Source organism: Gemmata obscuriglobus, assembly GCF_008065095.1.
GTDB classification, from domain to species: Bacteria; Planctomycetota; Planctomycetia; order Gemmatales; family Gemmataceae; genus Gemmata; species Gemmata obscuriglobus.
Genome location: NZ_CP042911.1, coordinates 3,898,338 through 3,915,784, shown reverse-complemented (window position 1 = coordinate 3,915,784; position 17,447 = coordinate 3,898,338). Strand labels below are relative to the sequence as shown.

Sequence of the window (17,447 nt, the reverse complement as noted above, 5' to 3'; positions counted from 1 at the left end):
AGCGGCGCGCCGCTTGTCGCCTTTCAAGCCAAACCAGTGAAACGAAGCCAGCGCCCGCCTCGCAACCCTTGCGTTACGAGGCGGGCACTGGCCTCGTCCGGGCCTCGATACGCGTGTATGAAACTTGCGTGAAGTTTTCGGGTATAACGATGGAGCCTACCTCTCCACCGAAATACCCCACTTGGACTCATTGATGCCAAGTCATTTTGCACTCGGCCGGGCCGGCTGGCTCTCACCTGTCCTGCTCGCCGCGGTGGCGCTCTCGCCGTTCAGACCACCTCTGGCAAAAGCCGCCGATCAAAACGTGTACGCTCCCGAAAAGCTGTGGCAGGTGCATGTCACCCTGTCGCCGGAGGAATACGCCGCCATCGAACCACGCGCCAACCGCGGCTTCCCGGGGTTTGGGCCAGCCCCCAAGGCACCCGATAAACCGGCCGAATCGAACCGGGAGGTGCATCGCAACACGTTCGGCACCGATCTGCCGTGGGGCACCGGATCGGTCACGATTGGGGACCAGACGTTCGACAAAGTGGGAATACGGTACAAGGGCAACGGTACGGTCATGGACGCGTCCCGGACCATCAAGAAATCGTTCAAGATCGACCTCGACCGCGCCGGCGGTAGCGGTCGATTTGGCGGCTCCAAGTCGATCAACCTCCACTGCGAGGTGACCGACCCGAGCAAGTGCCGGGAAGTTCTCGGTTACGCGATCTACCGTGCCGCCGGGGTGCCGGCCCCGCGCACCGCCCTGGCCGAGGTGCGGCTCACCGTGCCGGGTAAGCGCGACAAGGAACTGCTGGGGGTGTACACGCTGGTCGAGGAAGTGGACAAGCCGTTCCTGAAGGACCGGTTCGGAGACGACAAAGGGCTGCTCATGAAGCCCGAAGGGCTGCGAGAGTTCGACGACCGAGGCGACGACTGGAACCGGTACAAGATCCAGTACGCGCCGAAGCGGGAGCCCACGAAGGACGAGGCCAAACGGGTCATCGCTTTCGCGCGGTTGGTGCATAAGGGGGACGACGCGACGTTCAAGAAGGAGATCGGCACATACCTCGATGTGGACAACTACCTGCGGTTCCTGGCGGCAACCGCGTTCGTGGCCAACGGGGATAGCCTCTTCTTCGGGCACAACTTCTGCCTCTACTTGAACCCAAAAACGAACAAGCTGTATCTGATCCCTTGGGACCTCGACCGGGCGTTCGCTAACTTCCCGATCCTGGGTTCGAACAGTCAGCAGATGAACCTCAGCCTGACGCACCCGTACCCCGGCACGCACCGGCTCACCGACAGACTTCTGGCGGTTCCCGAGATCAGCGATCAGTATCAGAAGTTACTCAAGGAGCTTGCTGCGACGGCCTTTTCAAAAGAGCGCCTCCTCAAGCAGTTGGCGGAAGCGGAAGCGGCGGTTCATGAGCCGCTCGAGCGGGACCAGCAGGCCGCGGCGGCCCGCAAGGAAGTAGCCGGCGCGGTGACGATGTTCGGGAAGCCCCCGGGGCTCAAGAGTTTCATTGAGAAACGGGCCGCGTCGGTCGCCGCGCAGGTGGCGGGAACGTCAAAAGGGCACATCCCCGCCGGATTCGGGATGGGTGGACCTCCGAAGTTCGGGGCGATGCTGGCGCCGCCGATGATGGAAGCCATGGACAAGAACGGGGACGAGTACGTGTCGCGGGACGAGTTGCTGGCGTCCATGAAACGGGTGTGGGACGCGTGCGAAAAGGGCAAAGACGATACGGTGGACCTGAAGGCGCTCACCGCGGGATTGAACAAGTCGCTCCCCCCTCCGCCTGAGGGCGCGCCGCCCGGCGGTTTTAGTATGGGCAATTTTATGGCCGGCGCGATCATGGACCGGGCGGACGCGAACAAGGACAAGAAGCTTACGGTCGATGAGGTCCTCACGGCCACTAAAGCCGCGTTCGACGAGTTCGACAAGAAGAAGGCCGGAAAGCTGGACGAAGAGGGGTTTGCGGACATGCTCACTGCGGTGTTCCCGGCCCCGAAGTTCGGCCCGCCGCCGGCACCGCCGAAAGATAAGAAGTAGACGAATACGGTCAGCGTGACTGCAAACGACGAGCGGACCCTGCGAGCGGAGAACCTTATGTTACTCGAGCAGTACAACTTCAAGCGCGAAGTCCTGGAAGCCCCTGGTCCGGTGCTGGTGGACTTCTGGGCCGCGTGGTGCGGGCCGTGCCGGGCCATGAACCCGGTGCTGCACGACCTTGCACGCGACTTCACCGTGTGCAAGGTGAACACCGAAACGAACCCGTCCCTTGCGGCGAAGTTCGACGTGTCCGCGATCCCGCTCTTGCTCATCTTCCGCAATGGACAGGTGGTCCGCCGGTACGAAGGGATCACGCCGGAAGCTACCCTCCGCGCCGACCTGACCGCCCTTGCCGCCTCGTAGGTCGAACGAACGCATGCCACTCGCACACACCTGCGAGTGGCTACCCTCCTGTCCCTGCGCTTACTTCTTGGCACGCGAATCGGCCTTGAAGGCGAACGCCGGCTTGCCGGTAAGGTCGGTGCTCGCGAAGCTCGGGCACCAGTACCGCTCGACGTGCTCGACGACCTTGTCCGTGCCCTCGAAGTGGCTGACGCCGGGCGGGTGACTCGGGTTGTACATCGTGTCCGTCATGTCGCGCATGAGCGCGACAGTTTTGCCCTGCTTCACCAGTGCGCGGATCGCGAACGGCCGGCCCAGGACGCACATGTTCAGGTGAACCCCGCACAGGATCACGTTCTCGATCCCGCGCTCGGTCAGCAGGTTCCATGTCTCTTGTCCGTTGTCGGTGATCGCGTCACCGTCCGCAATGTCGATGGCGGCGGTTTGGCGGGTCCACGGGGCGCGGATCTCGCACTTCACCTTGCAGTCGCACCCCATGTCCGAGTCGTCTACGGGGAGCACCGCTTCGCGCGTTCCGTCGGGCCAGTTCCACGCGGTGCCCCATCGCTCGGCCGTCGCCAGCGGGACCGGCGTCTTCGCGAAGGGAGCGATTCGCGCCCGCTTGCGCTGAGGGGTGTCCTTGTAGAAATCGGTGCAGGTGCTGGGCGCGTGGATCACGAACACGCCCTTCGCGCGAGCGGCCTTCAGCATCTCGTTCATCGGGCCGCCCAGTTCGCCGACTCGCAGTTCGGCCGACTTGCACCAGTGGTGGTCCCACATATCGCAGACGACGATCGCGGTATTCTTCGGGTTCCAGTTGACCTTCTTCTCCGTCGCCGCGGTCGCGCCTTTTTCGGGGGCGGCTGGTCGCTTGCGCAGGTTCAGCGTGAGGCCATCGGCGGTCTGGTCCGTTGCAAAACAGAGGGTGGCGACGGCAAGTGTAATCACCGCGACAGGGTATGCGGACAGGCAGAACCTGAGCATGAAATGACCTCGGCAGAAGGAGCAGGCGGGTGCGGACATCCTACCCGCTCAGGATCGTTTCCGCGCCTAACAAAGGGCGAAGCGCCTCGCGTCGAATCCCCCTCGAAGAACAGGCGAATGGGTGTCAATCGCCGAGCGGTCCGTTGAGCCGCTTCGATTGGTCCGGCGAAGTGCCCTGTGTGACACGTCGGGTCAACGTCTCGCGCCAGCTCGTGGAAAGTAGAGGCAGCGAGCCGAGTTCGGCCGCCGCTTGCAGGTCCGCCTTATTGTGGTGCATGACGGTGTTGGCCCGCTCGACCGTCCATTCAGGGTGCGGACGCTCGACAAGAGCGAGTTGCTCCCCGGGCGCCACAACGCCCTCCCTCAGCACGCGAAAGTACCATCCCGTTCGTCCCGTCTGCTGGACCTGTAACGTCAGCGTTTTCACGCGCCAACGGCGGGCCAGCTTCCAGCACGGCTGACGGGGCTGGGACACCTGTAACGCGACACCGCCGAAGGTCCAGACGTCGCCGACGCACACGCCCGCTTCGGTCAGCCCCTCGACGGTGAAGTTCTCCCCGAACGCCCCCGGCGGCAGATCCGGCCGGTTCAGCGCCTCGCGCCAGTAGGGGTAGTGGTCGGCCGGGTAAACGCACACGGCCTTATCCGGCCCGCCGTGGTGAACGAGGTCGGCCTGTCCGTCGCCGTCGATGTTGGTGACCCCGACCCGCACCGGCCCGGCGACCGGGTCCTTGTAAAAGCCGCTCGTCCACAAGCGGTCCAGCGGGTCCGTCGCGTCCGCATCGCCGTGCTGGCGCGGGCGCCCGACCTGCACCGAGGCAAGAACTGCTGGACGCAAAATCGTTCCCATCTGTAGAAGACCTCTCCCGCAGCGCTGAGTCGGTGTGTCCGGTGGCCCCGATCCGCGCCGCGTGTTCGGTTCGCGAAAGCACTCAGCTTCATCGCGGAGCCCTTCATCACTACTCCGAAAGCCCCGCGCCGAAATCGGCCTCTTCTTCGGCGGTCATTGCGGTCGCGACCAGCTCGGGGGCCGTCACGGTAACCGTCTTGGCGTGCTCCTCGCCCGCGACCACGTCCGCCCCGTGAACCCGCTTGATCGCCTCCTCGGTCGAGGTCGGATCGACTACTCGGCAGATGTCAGTGAGCTTGTCGGCGATCTCGGCCAGTTCCTTCTTCCACTCCTCGGGCGTTAGCCCCGGTGGTGTGAGCTGCTCGAACTCTTGCGTCAGCAGGATGAGCCGCAGCAGGTGGCGGAAAATGAGCCCCTCCTGCTTCGTGAGATCTTTCGTGGTGACGTAGGTGTTGAAGTTGCCGTAATTCAACACCTCGGCGGCCGCCCACACCGGCGTCGTGGTGAAATCGCCCACCTCGGGATACTTGGAATCGAACAGCATCCGCGCCTTGTCCGCCAGCACCGGCGGTCGCTCGTCCCACGGGACCCACTCGTCTTCCTGTTCTTCTTCGCCCTCCGGTTTGGGCGGCTTGGCGACCATCAGCCCCTTCGCGATCAGTTCGGGGTCGATCTTCTCGGTTTGCAGCGGACCGGGCGACAGGTCCCACGGCACGCGAACGTGCTTCAGCAACGGCCGCGGGAGTTCCAGCACGCTTTCGAGCAGTTGGAGCCGCTCCTCGCGGTTCGCCGTTCCGAGCAGGTCGATGAGGAACGCTCCGTACAGCGGGTGACACGCCCGGAACACGAGCAACTTGTCGAGTTCCGGCGTCGGCGTGGCGGTGAGCGGCTGGTAGAGCGACTCGGCAAACGCACCGGCCGCGCCCTTACCCGGCGCGAGCGGCGAGTTGCTCCCGAGTTGCACCGCGAGCGCCTGCTCCAGCAGCGTGGGCTTGCGGGCCGGCGCCTCCTTCTCCCCCTCTCCCTTCTGAGGCGAAGGGGGGGCGGCAGTTTCGCCCGCGGGCGGCGGCGGATCGAGCACTACGAACCCGTTCGCGTGGAGCGTGGTGAGCATCCGCGTGAGCTGCTTCATCCCGGCGTCAATACGCGGCTGGTCGAGCAGCCGTTTACGAATCACACTGCGGATCTTCTCCACATCGGGCGAGACCTTGAGCAAATACGCGAGCAGCCGCCACGGGAGCGGCCCCTTGCTGTAGAGCCGGCCGGCGGGGGCGGTCTTCAGGCGCTCGAAATCGGACTCGGTCCAGTACTTCTTCTGCGAGTTGCGGGTCGGCTTTTTCTTCAGCAGCGCCTTCTTCGCCTTCAACAGTCCCGGGTCCTTGGTGGTCTCCGGGATCTGATCGTACTGCTGTTTCCACCGCAAGATGCGCACGTCGTCCTCGTCGGGGTACGCGTACACGAACCCTTCCGTGTCGAACTGCGGGCGCCCGGCCCGGCCGAAGATCTGGTGCGCGGTGCTCGGGTCGATCACCTTTTCTTTCCCGAACGGCCCTTTCACCAGCGACGTGAGCACCACCGAGCGCGCCGGCAGGTTGATCCCCGCGGCGAGCGTTTCGGTACACAGGGCCACGCTCAGGAGCTTCTTCTCGAACAGCTCTTCGACCACCCGGCGGTACTTCGGGAGCAGCCCCGCGTGGTGAACGCCGACCCCGCGCCGCAACATCTGTTTCAGCTTCGGCCCGACCCCGTTCGGCCAGTCGAGCGTGTCGCACTCCTTGTTGAGCGCCGCCTTCTGGGCGGCGCTCATCAGGTCCAGGCCCTTGAGCTGCTCCGCCACGTTCCAGCACTCGTCCCGGTTGAACGCGAACACCAGCGCGGGCGTTTTGCGGGTCGCGTCGTCGCCCTTGGCGATGTCCACCAGCAACTCGTTCAGGAACTGGTCCGGCACCCAGCGGTACGTGAGCGGGATCTTGCGCTCTTTCCCCTCAACGAGTTCGATCTGCCGCGAGTGCGAGCGATCGAGCCAGTTCACGAACTCCACCGCGTTCCCGACCGTCGCCGAGAGCAGCAGCAGCCGGATGTGCTTCGGGAGCATGTTGAGCGTCAGCTCCCACACGATCCCGCGCTCGGGGTCGGCGAAGCTGTGGAACTCGTCCATCACCACCGCGGAGGTGTTCTGGAAGTCGAACCCTTCCGGGTGGAGCAGCCGGTTCAGCAGGATCTCGGCGACGACGATCAGCACCTTGGCGTTGGGGTTCACCCGCCGGTTGCCGGTGACGAGACCCACGTCCTCGGCCTTGAACCCCCACCGCACCGCGGCGGCCTGCATCTCGGTGAACTTCTGCTCGGTCAGCGCGATCAGCGGGGTGGTGTAGTACGCGACGGTGTTCGTGTGCAGCGCCTCGTACAGGGCGGCGTGGGCGATGAGGGTTTTGCCGGTCCCCGTGGGCGCGCACACCAGCACCCCCTGTTCGGAGGTGAACCACGCGAGCAGCGCCTCTTCCTGCACCGGGTACGGCGGGTACGGGAGCTGGTCGAGGTACTTGGTGGCCAGATCGGAGCGGTCAACGCCGGGGGGCATGTAGAACCCTCAAAGGTGCAGGGATCACTTTAACAGACCCGGCCGCAGAGTCGAACCCTCCGGCCGGCGAAGCGCCGTTCTCGACTGCCAAGCGGAAACGGCCCGTTCCACCGGTTGAGCGGCCCTGCCAGCACCATCGCACATCCAGCACTTCCGTCTCCATTCTCCCTCATTTGGGGCTTCTGGAAGCTCCCACTGTTCCCGGTTGGGCCGACCGCATCGAACCCCGTGCGAAGGAGTCAAATCGCACAGCCAATAGCCTCCATCGCAAACGCTATCCTGATCGCACGTTGCGACGATCGGTCGGTACAGCATCGGAAGCGAGTTCGGTTCAGTTGTGATCATTATCCCGGTTTTGCGGCCGGAATTCAGTGGTAGCGGCACGGCAGCGAACGGGTAGCGAATCGGCAGCTCAACGCCCGCGAACGTCCAGCACGCACACCATCGGACACTCAAGTGGACCGAACTGTAACCCCCGTTACACCCCGAGTGGGTCCAGCTCGCTCCCAAGGGTTGGCGCCGGCGGTTCGAGCACAGGCCGTCGAACCGCATTACAACCTAAGTCGGCACAACCGTTACCCTTGATCCGCCCGATCGGGTGCGCACCCGGTCGGCTTTCACGCACCCGTTCCGTAGTTTCAAGTTCCAGTTTCCAAGTCGGGAACCCGCGCAACGCAAGCTCCGGGCCATTCGTGTGCCTTTAACATCACCTGGAACCTGGAAATTGAAACGGCTGCATTCGGAACACCGGGAACCACTACGCCGCGGCGCGGCGGATCACCCGGCGGATGGCAAGCAGCCCGATTACCGCGGCGACCACACCGACCGCCACCCACGCCCCGATTCCGAACCCGCTCGGCGCCTCTGCCGGCGCCTCGGGCGCCGGGGGCGCCTTGGTCAGGTCGAACGTGTCGTACAGCGTGCCGTTGGCGGTGCGGGCCTCGTAGTGGAGCGTGTCGCCGTCGATCGTGATGAGCTGGTAGAGCTGCGTGTCCGCGGCGCTCGACTGCATCCAGTCTTCCTTTTCGAGGTTGTACATCTTCGGCCCGCTCACCGACACCACGTACACGCTCCCTTTCTCGTCCCGCAGCCGCGCCCCGGTGATCAGGTTGTCCTCGCGCATCACCCCGCTGCGGCCGTAGGTGTGGTCGTGCCCCTGGAGGATCAGGTCGGGGGTGTACTTGTCGAGCAGCGGGCGCCACAGCTCGCGCAGCTTCTTGTTGTCGCGCCCCTTCGCGGTCGAGTAGATCGGGTGGTGGAAGGTGACCACGGTCCACTTGTTCGGGTTGTTCGCCAGCACCTGTTCGAGCCACGGCACCTGGTCCTCTTGCCGCTCGTTCGAGTTCAGGCTGATGACCCGTACACCCTGAATGTCGAAGTGGTAGACGCTCTCTTCCAGTCCGGGAAGCCCGTTCTCCGGCAGGGTGAATTGCGGCCGCCAGTTCACGCTCAGCCGGCCCTTGCGGGCCTCCTTCTTCGGCTCGGCAGCATCCGCTTTGGCGTCTACCTTCGCGGGCGTTCCGGGGGGCGCGCCGTACTCGTGGTTGCCCGGCGTCGCGACGACCGGCACCATCCCGTTGATCCACCCGGCGGCCTGGTGCCACTCGCCCCACTCGCCGTCGGCGTTCGCCCGGTTGATGAGGTCGCCGGCGTGCAGGATGAAGTTCGCCTTGGGCATGTCGGAGTAGGCCCCGCGGACCACCCGCGACCAGTGCGACTTGACCTCGTTCTGCGCGTCGCCGAAGTAGATGAACCGGAGCGGCTCGGGCCGGTCGCTGGCGGTCTGGAACTCGAACCACTCGCTCCAGCTGCTGCCGTCACCGACGCGGTACACGTACCGGGTCTTCGGTTTCAGTTGCGTGAAGCTGACGCTGTGGTAGTTGGCCTCGAAGAGGTCCGAGCGGAGGAACTCGGTTTTCGCCGCAACGGTGGTCACCTTCTCGGCGACCGGCCGCATTTTGGCGGTGAGCGGGTCGTGCCCCGGACCGCTCTCCGAGAGAGCGATCTGCCCGACGGCCTTGGTCACGGTAGTGGCGGTGCGCCAGGTGACCGCCTGGGAGGTCGCCGGGTCGCCGTTCCAGGTCAGAATGACGCGGTCGGGAACGTGGGTCGGCTTGTAGACGGTCAGCCAGGTCTGTTTCTGCGCCTCCGCAGCCGCCGCGGCGGCCTTCCGGTCCTTCTCGGCCCGGGCCTTTTCTTCCGGCGTGAGCGGCGCCTTCTTGGGCGTCTCGTCCTGCGCCGCGAGCGGCGCACACCACGCGACCACTCCGACCATGAAACATAAAGCAGCGACGCGGCAGCGAACGTACATGAAGGGTCCTCAGTGTCAGGAGCGGCCAGCAACAGGATGCCGTACCGGACGCGACGAGCGGCATGAAGTTTCGGCGAAACTCGCGACAGCAACCCGTCGTCCGCCGCACACCCGACCGGTGTCGTGCGACCGCCCCTTGAAGATGCGTTGCCGGAACCACTTCCAAAAGCGGAAGCGGGTGTCGGATGCTGACCCGGCAAGGCCCGAGACCACGTGTTCGGCGTGTATTTGCTTGGAGCGGGAGCGACAAAAACGACACCGACTCGGGCGGACCGGGATTCCGGCCCGCCCGAATCGGTGCGCGCAACTTCTACCTGGGACTACTGAGAACCGTGCCGGGGGCGGTGCGAACAACGGTGCGAATTGGTGGCACCCCCGGATGGAGCGGGCTCGCGGATTCGGGCGAGGGGCAACTGCAACCCGGTGCCCCCGACCGAACTACGGGCGCGGAGCGACCGGCAGCGTGAACGAGTGGAACGCTTCCTGCCCGGATTTGTCGGAAACCGTCAGGATCACCGACACGGATGCCTCGTTGAAGTTCTTCGGAACGTCCCAGGTGACGGTGCCGTCGGTCGCAACTTTCATCCCTTCCGGACCCGCGTCCAGTTTGATCTTCACCCCACCCTTACGCGATTTCACCTCGGGCTTGTAGCTGAACGTCGCGCCACGCGTCGCGCCCGGCGGGCGGCTCGCCACGAACAGGTAATCTACGCCCGCTTTCGCGAGCATCGCTTCCACGTCGAACGCGTGGACGGTGACTTTGTCCGCGCTGGCGTGCAGAACGGCCAGCGCCTTCGCGTCGGGCACCAGGAACACGCGGTCGGCCATTTGCAGGCCCCGCGCCATCGTCTGGTTGTTGTTCCGGGGGACGTCGAGCCCGTCCAGCCCGCTCAGATTCGCAAGCGCCTTGTCGTCGCCCACCATCTTCAGCGCCACCTTCGAAGCGGCCCGGCCCTGCCCGGGAAAGTCCTCCGCGGCGACCGACAGGTACATTCGGCCGTGCGCCGCCGGCACCGGGACGTGGTGCCAGTACTGGTACCGGCCCGTCTCGCCGATGGGCTTCAGCTCCGGGGTGTACAGGCCCCCGGCAGTAAACAGCGTGCCATCCGGCCCCGGCAGGATGGCGCCGACGGTGGTGTGTTCGTAGTGCGCCTTCGCGCTCGACTCGCCGAGCACCATGCTCGACAGCCCGGACGGGCTCAGCCCCTGGGTCCACCACGCGAACACGCGCCCGTCGGCCGAGACCCGGACCGCCGGCGGGTGCTGCGGGTGCCCGCTCATCGCGCCCATCCCGCGGCCGTTCGCCTCGGCCGGGAGGTCCAGCGCTTTGAACGTTTTCGGGTCCAGCATTCGGTTCGGACCGACCACGAACAGCGGGCCGTCGGTTGCGTGGCCCATCAGGAGTTGCCGCGGCGTACCGCTCAGCGGGTTCGCAACGGTCGCCTCCTTCTCGAACGTGGTCAGGCTCCACCGCTGGATCACGTTGGCCGTCGGGGCCAGCACGAACAGGTGTTCGTTTCCGGCCGCGATCAGGGCGCCGTCCTCCGGGATCGGGACGTATTTGACGATCTTGCCCTCGCACACGTCCAGCACCGCGACCTTCTTCTCTTTCGGGATCCGGAGCAGCACGAACCGGCCGCCGCCGCCGAAGCAGGTCGCGTCCGCGGTCCCGGGCAGTTTCAGTTCGGCCTTATCCGCTGCTTTTGTCGGGGTGATGGGCGCGGGCTTCGCGGCGGGCCGCACCAGCCCCGGACGAGCGCCGGCGGGAGGGGCCGGGAGCGGGCTCAGGTTCGGCGCCAGCGTCACCTGCGCCGGCCCCCCGATCACCGGCGCCGGCGCCGGTGTGGCCGCCGCCGGGCCGGGTGTGGCCGCCGCCGGGGCGAGGGTGAATGTGTGGAAGATCTCCTGCCCGGACCGGTCCGTCACCGTGAGGATCACGCTCTCACTGCCCGAGAAGTCGCTTGGCACCGGCCAGGTGACGACGCCGCTCGCGTCCACCGCCATGCCGCCCGGGCCGGCGTCCACTTTGACCTTCACCCCGCCCTTCTTCGACCGCACCTCCGGCGCGTACCGGAACACTCGCCCCGGCACCGCGCCGGGGGCGCGGCTCGTCACGAACAGGTAATCGACCCCTGCCTTATCGAGCGTCGCCTCCAGATCGAACTTGTGGAGGACCAGTTTGTCGCCGGACGGGGCCAGCACCGCGATGAGCTGGCCGGTGGTGGTGAACAGCACCTTCTTGTCGGCGAGGAAATCGGTCCCGGCCCACGCCTCGTTGCCGGCCGGCAGTTCGACATCCGACAGCTTCACCAGCGCGCGGGCGTCGCCGGTCGCGTACACGGTGGTCGGCCCGGCCACGTCGCCCATCCCGGTGTTCACCTGCGCCCCGCCCCCGCCGGGGATGGTGAGATAGAAGCCGCCCTCCTGGGCCGGCGTGCGGAAGAAGTACCCGTCCGGGCCGGCGAGCTTCTTGCCGGTCGGGCCGTACACGCCCGCCGCGGTGACCGTGGTGCCGTCGGCCGCGGGGAGCACGAACCCGACCGAGGTGTGCTCGCTGAACGGCTTGACCGACGTGTCCCCGAACGTGGCGACGTTCAGCCCGGACGGCGAGAACTCCGTGCTCCAGGACCCGATGACGTGGCCGTCCGGGCTGATCCGGGAGTGGCGCCGGCCGTACAGCCCAAAGCCCGCAGGAGGGGCCGGTGCGTCCATGAGCTTGAAGGTCTGGAGATCGACCGGCGTGCGCCCGAGGAACAGCGGCCCTGCGGACGCGGCCCCCAGTAGGAGCGCGTCGAACTTCTCGACCGGCGACTGGACCGTCACCTCCTTTTCGAGCGTGGTGAGGTCGAACCGTGTGAGCGCGCCGGTGTCCGGGTACCCGACCACCAGCTTGTTCATCCCGGCGGCCATCACCATCTTGCCGCCCGCGACCGGCAGGAACTTGGTCACCTTCGCCCGGTTCACGTCGAACACCGCGACCTGCTTCGAGTCGCCGATCATCAGGCACCAGAAGCGACCGCCGCCGCCGACGCACGCGTCGGTGACGGTGCCCGGGAGCTTCAGCTCCGTTTTCGCTTCGGCCAGCGGCGCGGGCTTGAGCGGCACGGGCGCGGCCGGCGGGAACGTGAGCTTCGCCTTCTCCGGCGGCTTTGGAGTCGCGGGCTCGACGGGCGGGCGCGAGGGCAGGACCGGCGGGACGAACGGCTGCCGCGGCGGCGGGTTGAGCGGTTGGGCCCACGGGTTCGCCGGCAGAGTCGGGCGCTCGGGCGGTGTGGAAGGGATCGGGGGGGCGGGGACGAACGGCGGCGGGTTCGCGTCGCGCTGGGCGCGTTCGGCCCGTTCGCGCGCCTCGGCCTGAGCGACCTCCTCGGCCTTCTGTGCGGACTCGTGCCAGGAGTACAGGACCACGCCGGCCACGGTGGCGAGCAGCACGAACCCACCTACCGCGAGCCCGCCGAGGATCAGCAGCGGGCTGACGCCCTGCGGCTTCTTGCGCGGGCGCGGGTCGCGCTCCCGTCCCTTGTCACGGGGCCTCCTGGATACGGGGCGCCCCTTGATAACGCCGCCGGGTTTCGCCTTCGCGCGAGGCTGCCCGGTGCGGTCCTTCGCCGTCCGCTCGTCACCCGTTGGCGCCGGCGCGTCGTCGGACTCCTCCGGGATCGGCTCGAGGGCGCTTGCGGTCGTGTTTGAAACCGTTGCGTCGGCGGCTGCGGCGTCTTCGGGGGCGGGACGCGACGGGGCCGGAGCGGGTTCCCGAACCGGTACGGCCGCCGTTGACGGTGCGGCAAAGACCTCGCCGCACTTCCGGCAACGGATCCGCTGGCCGGGTTGCACACCGGAGGCGCGAAGCGAGCACTTACACGCCGGACAGGACAGTACGACGGGCGACATGGCGCGACCCCGTGGGTGACGAACGACCGGTCCGCCCGTCCGCAGGCGGGTCGGCAGCTTGAAGGTAGAAGCGCTAATAGAATACACGCGCGCGGGAACGGCAACAACGCTCGCGCTGGGATCCTATTACTGCGTGGCGCACACGTACCGCTCCCGCCGAGCCGCAGGTATTACGAGGCAACAAGCCGGAGAAACTCGCGTTCAAACCCTTCGGGCGGAAGCTCGGTCCCGACGGGGTGACGGATTTCCGCTTGTCCGAGTCCGCGATTCTCTCAAAACTCTCTTCCAACCTTCTCGGTGCCCACTCGTGCCATCGGCCTCGGCGGACTCCCACCGGCCGGCGTCCCGGCGCTCGTGGTCCGGTTCCAGGCGCACCGTTCGCTCGTACCGGCTGTCGCTGTCGAGGAACAAGAACAAGTCCCAGCGGCGACCGGTGACGGTGTACAGACTGCCCATCCAGTTGCCGACAACCACTTCGGACGCCCCTCTCATGTGGTCCAACAATGAACTCACCTGCACCGCCATGATGGAGGATGTGGTGCGTCCCGAATGCGCGGGCGGTGTCCTCCGCAACTGCTACCTCGGGAGCTGAGGGGCGCGAAGGTATCGGGCGGCAACGTATGCCGTCTCATGAAGGGCGGCAGCCAACCCGACTCCGCTCGAAATGATCCCGAGAGCCGGGGCTACCCCGTTCGAGCGGAAGGCGAGCCACAGGCCCCAGAACACCAAGCAGGAGCCCGCGACCAACCGGGCATAGCTGAACACCGTACCCATCCCTTACCCTCTGGCGATCTCGGGCCGCCTGTGGACCCGCTGGTGTCGTTTGGTAGTTGCCGCTGGCGAGACGACCAGCCCCATGCTCTTGTCCACGGAACCGTCCTCCGTGGCCCAATCACAGGCTTCGTAGATCCACCGGCCTATTGAGCCGAATGCAGGAGTTCCAAGTTCCACGTGAGGCTCAAAGCCACACGAACGGCCCGGGGCTTGGGCTGCACGGGTTCCCGACTTGTAAATTGGAACTACTGGAAAAGGGCTGCGTGCTCGCGCAGCCGATTGAGCGCTGGTTGCCCCAGGCCGGGGCGAGCTTCTTCACGTGAAGTGAGAGGCCCGCACCCTTTGGAACGGGTTCGGGCCTCTGATGATGTCGTGCAGCAAGCGTGAGGCGCTTGAGTTGCGGTCGTTACGACTTCTTCAGCTCTTTGATATAGATGTTCTTGAACCAGAGCGGGTCGCCGTGGAACTGGAGTTCGATCGGCCCTGTTTCAGGAACCGGTTTGCCCCGTTCCCAGAAGTTGAGCAATTTGGCCTTATCGACCACGAGCGTGCCGTTGAGTTTCACGGTCACTTCGTCGCCGATCACGGTAATGTGAAACGTGTTCCACTCGCCTACCGGCTTGTCGGCCTTCGTCAGCGGGACTTTTCCAACCTTGCGGCCTTCTTGCAGTCTCAGCGCCACGTCCGCTGATTTTTCGGCGTTCGGCGGGAGCGGATTGTTCCACAGACCGCCGGACCCGGTGCCCGGATCTTCGATGCGCCCGCCGCCGGCGTTGTCCGAGTCCCAAATTTGGACCTGCGGTTGTCCGCGCAGGTACAGGCCGCTGTCGCCTTTCTTGGCGATTTTCCAGTCCACCAACAGCTCGAAGTTGCCGTAATCCTTCTCAGTCACGAGGCTGACGCCGCCCTTGCCGTCGCAGTGGATTGCGCCGTCGACAAGCTTCCAGTGTTCGAACGCGGTTTTGGTGCGAGTGGCTTGCAGTTTGGCGAGGTCTTCGGGCTTCTGTTTGGCCCGCTCGGTCATCGTGGTGTGACCCTTCCAACCGGTCAGATCTTTACCGTTGAACAGCGCCGTAAACCCGGCCGGGGCCTTATTGTCTTCGGATCGTACTGATGTGGTGACGATCGCGACCGCGATCGCGACCGCCGTAAGGCGGACTTTCATGATCTGCTCCAAGATGCGAGGAAGGTGGGCGGCATCAGGCTACCCGCGGCCCGAGGCGAGGGCAAGGGGTTGGAGCAGAGGGCGGGCACGCGCCGGTGGCACGTGCAAAGTACCGTATTCGTTACCCGTGGATTTCAGCCACCGCGAGGTACAACCGGGCGAGCGCGTTCCACCCGCTCGCTTCCGGGATGGCGTCGATCGCTTTCTGAAGCGACGCGCGGGCCTGGGCGAACCGGCCGAGAAACAGTTCCGCCATCCCGCGGTTGAACAGCACCGCGGGCGTTGCGGCCGTTGCGTTCCAGGTGGCGAGAGCTTCCTCACTCTTACCGCTCTGCCACAGTAATGCGGCCTTTTCGTTCCCCGTCTCATTTGCTCCGGCAAGCAAGGCCTCAGCAGTTTCAAAGTCGCCCAGCGTTCGGGCGATGCCGGCGGCCACCAGGGCGTTCGACTTGGCGTTCTTTTGAACCCACGCCCGCAGGCCGGTGAACGCCGGGATCGCGGCCTCTTCGCCCGTGGGCCGCAGATCGGCCGGTCGGAACTGCTTGAGCAGCGGTTGCAGATCTTTAACTCGCTGCGGGAAGTGCCCGGCGGCCATCGGTATGGCGAACGCTGCCGACGGCTGGCTCACCAGCGCTGCCCACTCGGTCGGCAGCGGCCCCGGGGAGCCCGTGGTGTGACTGTTGGCGTCGATCCAAGCCGTCCGCGGGTCGACCCGGAACCCAGCCGCCACTTCGTGCGGTTCAACTTCGCTCTCGCCGCGTTCGACTGCCGTGGTGGCGTCTGAACGGGTGGCAAGGAATCGCAGCGTAAGCGATTCGAGGCTCGGCTGATTCGCGTTCGAGTGGGTCATGGGTCAGGCTCCTCGCGGCCCGGACACTGCCGCCGGGGCACGCTTGTAACGCGGCGCCTGGTGCTGCTTGCGCCTCGCGGAAAGAAAAACTGCGGTCGCCAACCGGCTCGTCGTGCGGAGTTCACATACCCAAGATAACGGAGAGGTCAAATCCGGTCGGCCAGCAACAGGATGCGGCCTCGTAAGTGATTGACCTGTAATCTGTTGCTGCCGTGGCAAGTTGCTCGGCCGCTTACCCACATTGCCCAGGTTACATCCGTGCGCCGCCGTACCCCATTCGACTGCTACTGGCCCCATTCAATTCTTCGACAAGGAAACGCGGTCCGGGCGTGGCGAGCCACGCGAAATAATTGCGGCCGAACGCCCCGGTTTGTCCTATCCCGCGCTCCGAGAGCCACAAGACCTCCACCTCACGCGAAGACGCGGCCTGTTTCCCTTTGATCGCCTTACATTCCGGCGTAAACTGAATGGACCGGCCGCCGGCGGCCATCTCACCCTTTTATGGACACCACGATGCGCTTCCTTTGCGCGGCCGCGCTGTCGCTGTCGGTCGGATTGTGGTTCGCATTTGCTCAGGACCAGGCCCGGGCCGAGAAACTGGCGACACAAAAGAAACGGTTCGAGGAGGAAAACAAGGACCTGTCCGAGCGGCTCCAGAAGGCCAAGAGCCCGGACGACGCCCGGGCGATCCAGGCCGAGGTGCGCGAGCTGGCCTTGCTCACCGCGGGCAAGGTGCTCGTGATCGCCGAGGACGACCCGAAGGACGCGGTCGGGTTCGAGGCCGCGGCGTTCGTGCTCCAGATCGCGGGTAACGCCGGGGCCGGCGGGGACGACGTGGCGAAGGCGATCGCGCTGCTCGCCGAGCACCACGCCGCGAACCCGAAGATGAAGGACCTGCTCGTTTCCGCGATGCGGGTCGGCGCGTCCGGCGACAAACTGCTCAAGGCCGTGGCCGCCGGCGGCAGCGACAAGGAGTCAAAAGCCGTCGCGATGTTCCTCCGCGGGTACGCCCTGGCGCGGACCGTGGACGAAGAGGACGACGACAAGAAACTGGCGGACGTGGTGAAGCAGGCGGTCGCGCTGTTCGAGGCGGCGGCGAAAGAGGCCCCGGACGCCAAGGTCGGCAGCGGCGGCACCGTGTCGAAGTTCGCGGCGCAGGAGATCAAGGGGCTGAACGCGCTACTGAATCTGGGGGTCGGTAAAGCCGCCCCGGACGTGGAGTCCCTGACGCTCGACGACAAGAAGGTGAAACTATCAAGCTCCAAGGGTAAGGTGGTGCTGCTCGATGTGTGGGCCACGTGGTGCCCGCCGTGCCGGGCGATGATCCCGCACGAGCGGCAGATGGTGAAGCGGCTGGAGGGCAAGCCGTTCGAACTCATCAGTGTGAGCGTCGATGACAAGAAGGAGACGCTGCAAAAGTTCCTGGAGAAGGAGCCGATGCCCTGGACGCACTGGTGGGACAACGGGCCGGAAACGGCCATCCTCAAGACGTACCGCGTCCGCGGGTTCCCGACGCTGTACCTGATCGACCACACCGGTGTGGTGCGGCACAAGTGGTCTGGCGCGCCCGACGACAAGGAACTCGACCGGGCGGTCGACGAACTCGTGAAGGCCGCCGTAGCGGCAAAAGGTTGAACGCCACCCCCGCCCGCGGTGTCCGC

10 protein-coding genes are annotated in these 17,447 nt (G+C 65.8%); 3 read left to right on the top strand and 7 right to left on the bottom strand.

The features are described 5' to 3' along the window. Positions 1–193 precede the first annotated feature (193 nt). On the top strand, positions 194–2,038 hold the full coding sequence (locus GobsT_RS16245) for a CotH kinase family protein (protein WP_109571064.1): 1,845 nt from the start codon (positions 194–196) through the stop codon (positions 2,036–2,038). A gap of 57 nt (positions 2,039–2,095) precedes the next feature. Beyond that, the gene (trxA, locus tag GobsT_RS16240) at positions 2,096–2,401 is read left to right on the top strand and encodes a thioredoxin (protein WP_010043016.1); all 306 of its coding nucleotides are present in this window, start codon (positions 2,096–2,098) and stop codon (positions 2,399–2,401) included. A 60-nt stretch (positions 2,402–2,461) separates the two neighbouring features. On the opposite strand, the gene GobsT_RS16235 is transcribed toward trxA, so the two are convergent. The 7 genes from GobsT_RS16235 to GobsT_RS16205 all read right to left on the bottom strand — a co-directional run bounded on the left by GobsT_RS16235 (position 2,462) and on the right by GobsT_RS16205 (position 15,786). After that, positions 2,462–3,364 carry a cysteine hydrolase family protein gene (locus GobsT_RS16235; protein WP_010043015.1) on the bottom strand — a complete coding sequence of 301 codons (903 nt, stop codon included), beginning with the start codon at positions 3,362–3,364 and terminating at the stop codon, positions 2,462–2,464. A gap of 124 nt (positions 3,365–3,488) precedes the next feature. Further along, positions 3,489–4,214 (bottom strand): MOSC domain-containing protein, encoded by a 726-nt coding sequence (locus GobsT_RS16230; RefSeq protein WP_033198730.1) that lies wholly within the window; start codon positions 4,212–4,214, stop codon positions 3,489–3,491. A gap of 109 nt (positions 4,215–4,323) precedes the next feature. Beyond that, positions 4,324–6,795 (bottom strand): DEAD/DEAH box helicase, encoded by a 2,472-nt coding sequence (locus tag GobsT_RS16225; protein ID WP_010043010.1) that lies wholly within the window; start codon positions 6,793–6,795, stop codon positions 4,324–4,326. 757 nt (positions 6,796–7,552) lie between these two features. Further along, a complete protein-coding gene (locus GobsT_RS16220; protein ID WP_197905120.1) occupies positions 7,553–9,106 on the bottom strand; it encodes a purple acid phosphatase family protein in 1,554 nt (517 codons plus the stop codon). 438 nt (positions 9,107–9,544) lie between these two features. Next, positions 9,545–12,997: a hypothetical protein gene (locus tag GobsT_RS16215; protein WP_148087763.1), complete on the bottom strand. Its 3,453-nt coding sequence runs from the start codon at positions 12,995–12,997 to the stop codon at positions 9,545–9,547. A 1,180-nt stretch (positions 12,998–14,177) separates the two neighbouring features. Beyond that, positions 14,178–14,936, bottom strand: a complete 759-nt coding sequence (locus GobsT_RS16210) for a 3-keto-disaccharide hydrolase (RefSeq protein WP_010042999.1) — start codon at positions 14,934–14,936, stop codon at positions 14,178–14,180. A gap of 121 nt (positions 14,937–15,057) precedes the next feature. Continuing rightward, entirely contained in the window at positions 15,058–15,786 is a 729-nt protein-coding gene (locus GobsT_RS16205; protein WP_010042997.1) for a YfgM family protein, read from the bottom strand. Between the two features lie 513 nt (positions 15,787–16,299). Between GobsT_RS16205 and GobsT_RS16200 the strand changes: the two genes are divergently transcribed. Then, the gene (locus GobsT_RS16200) at positions 16,300–17,421 is read left to right on the top strand and encodes a TlpA family protein disulfide reductase (RefSeq protein WP_148087762.1); all 1,122 of its coding nucleotides are present in this window, start codon (positions 16,300–16,302) and stop codon (positions 17,419–17,421) included. The last annotated feature ends 26 nt before the right edge of the window (positions 17,422–17,447 follow it).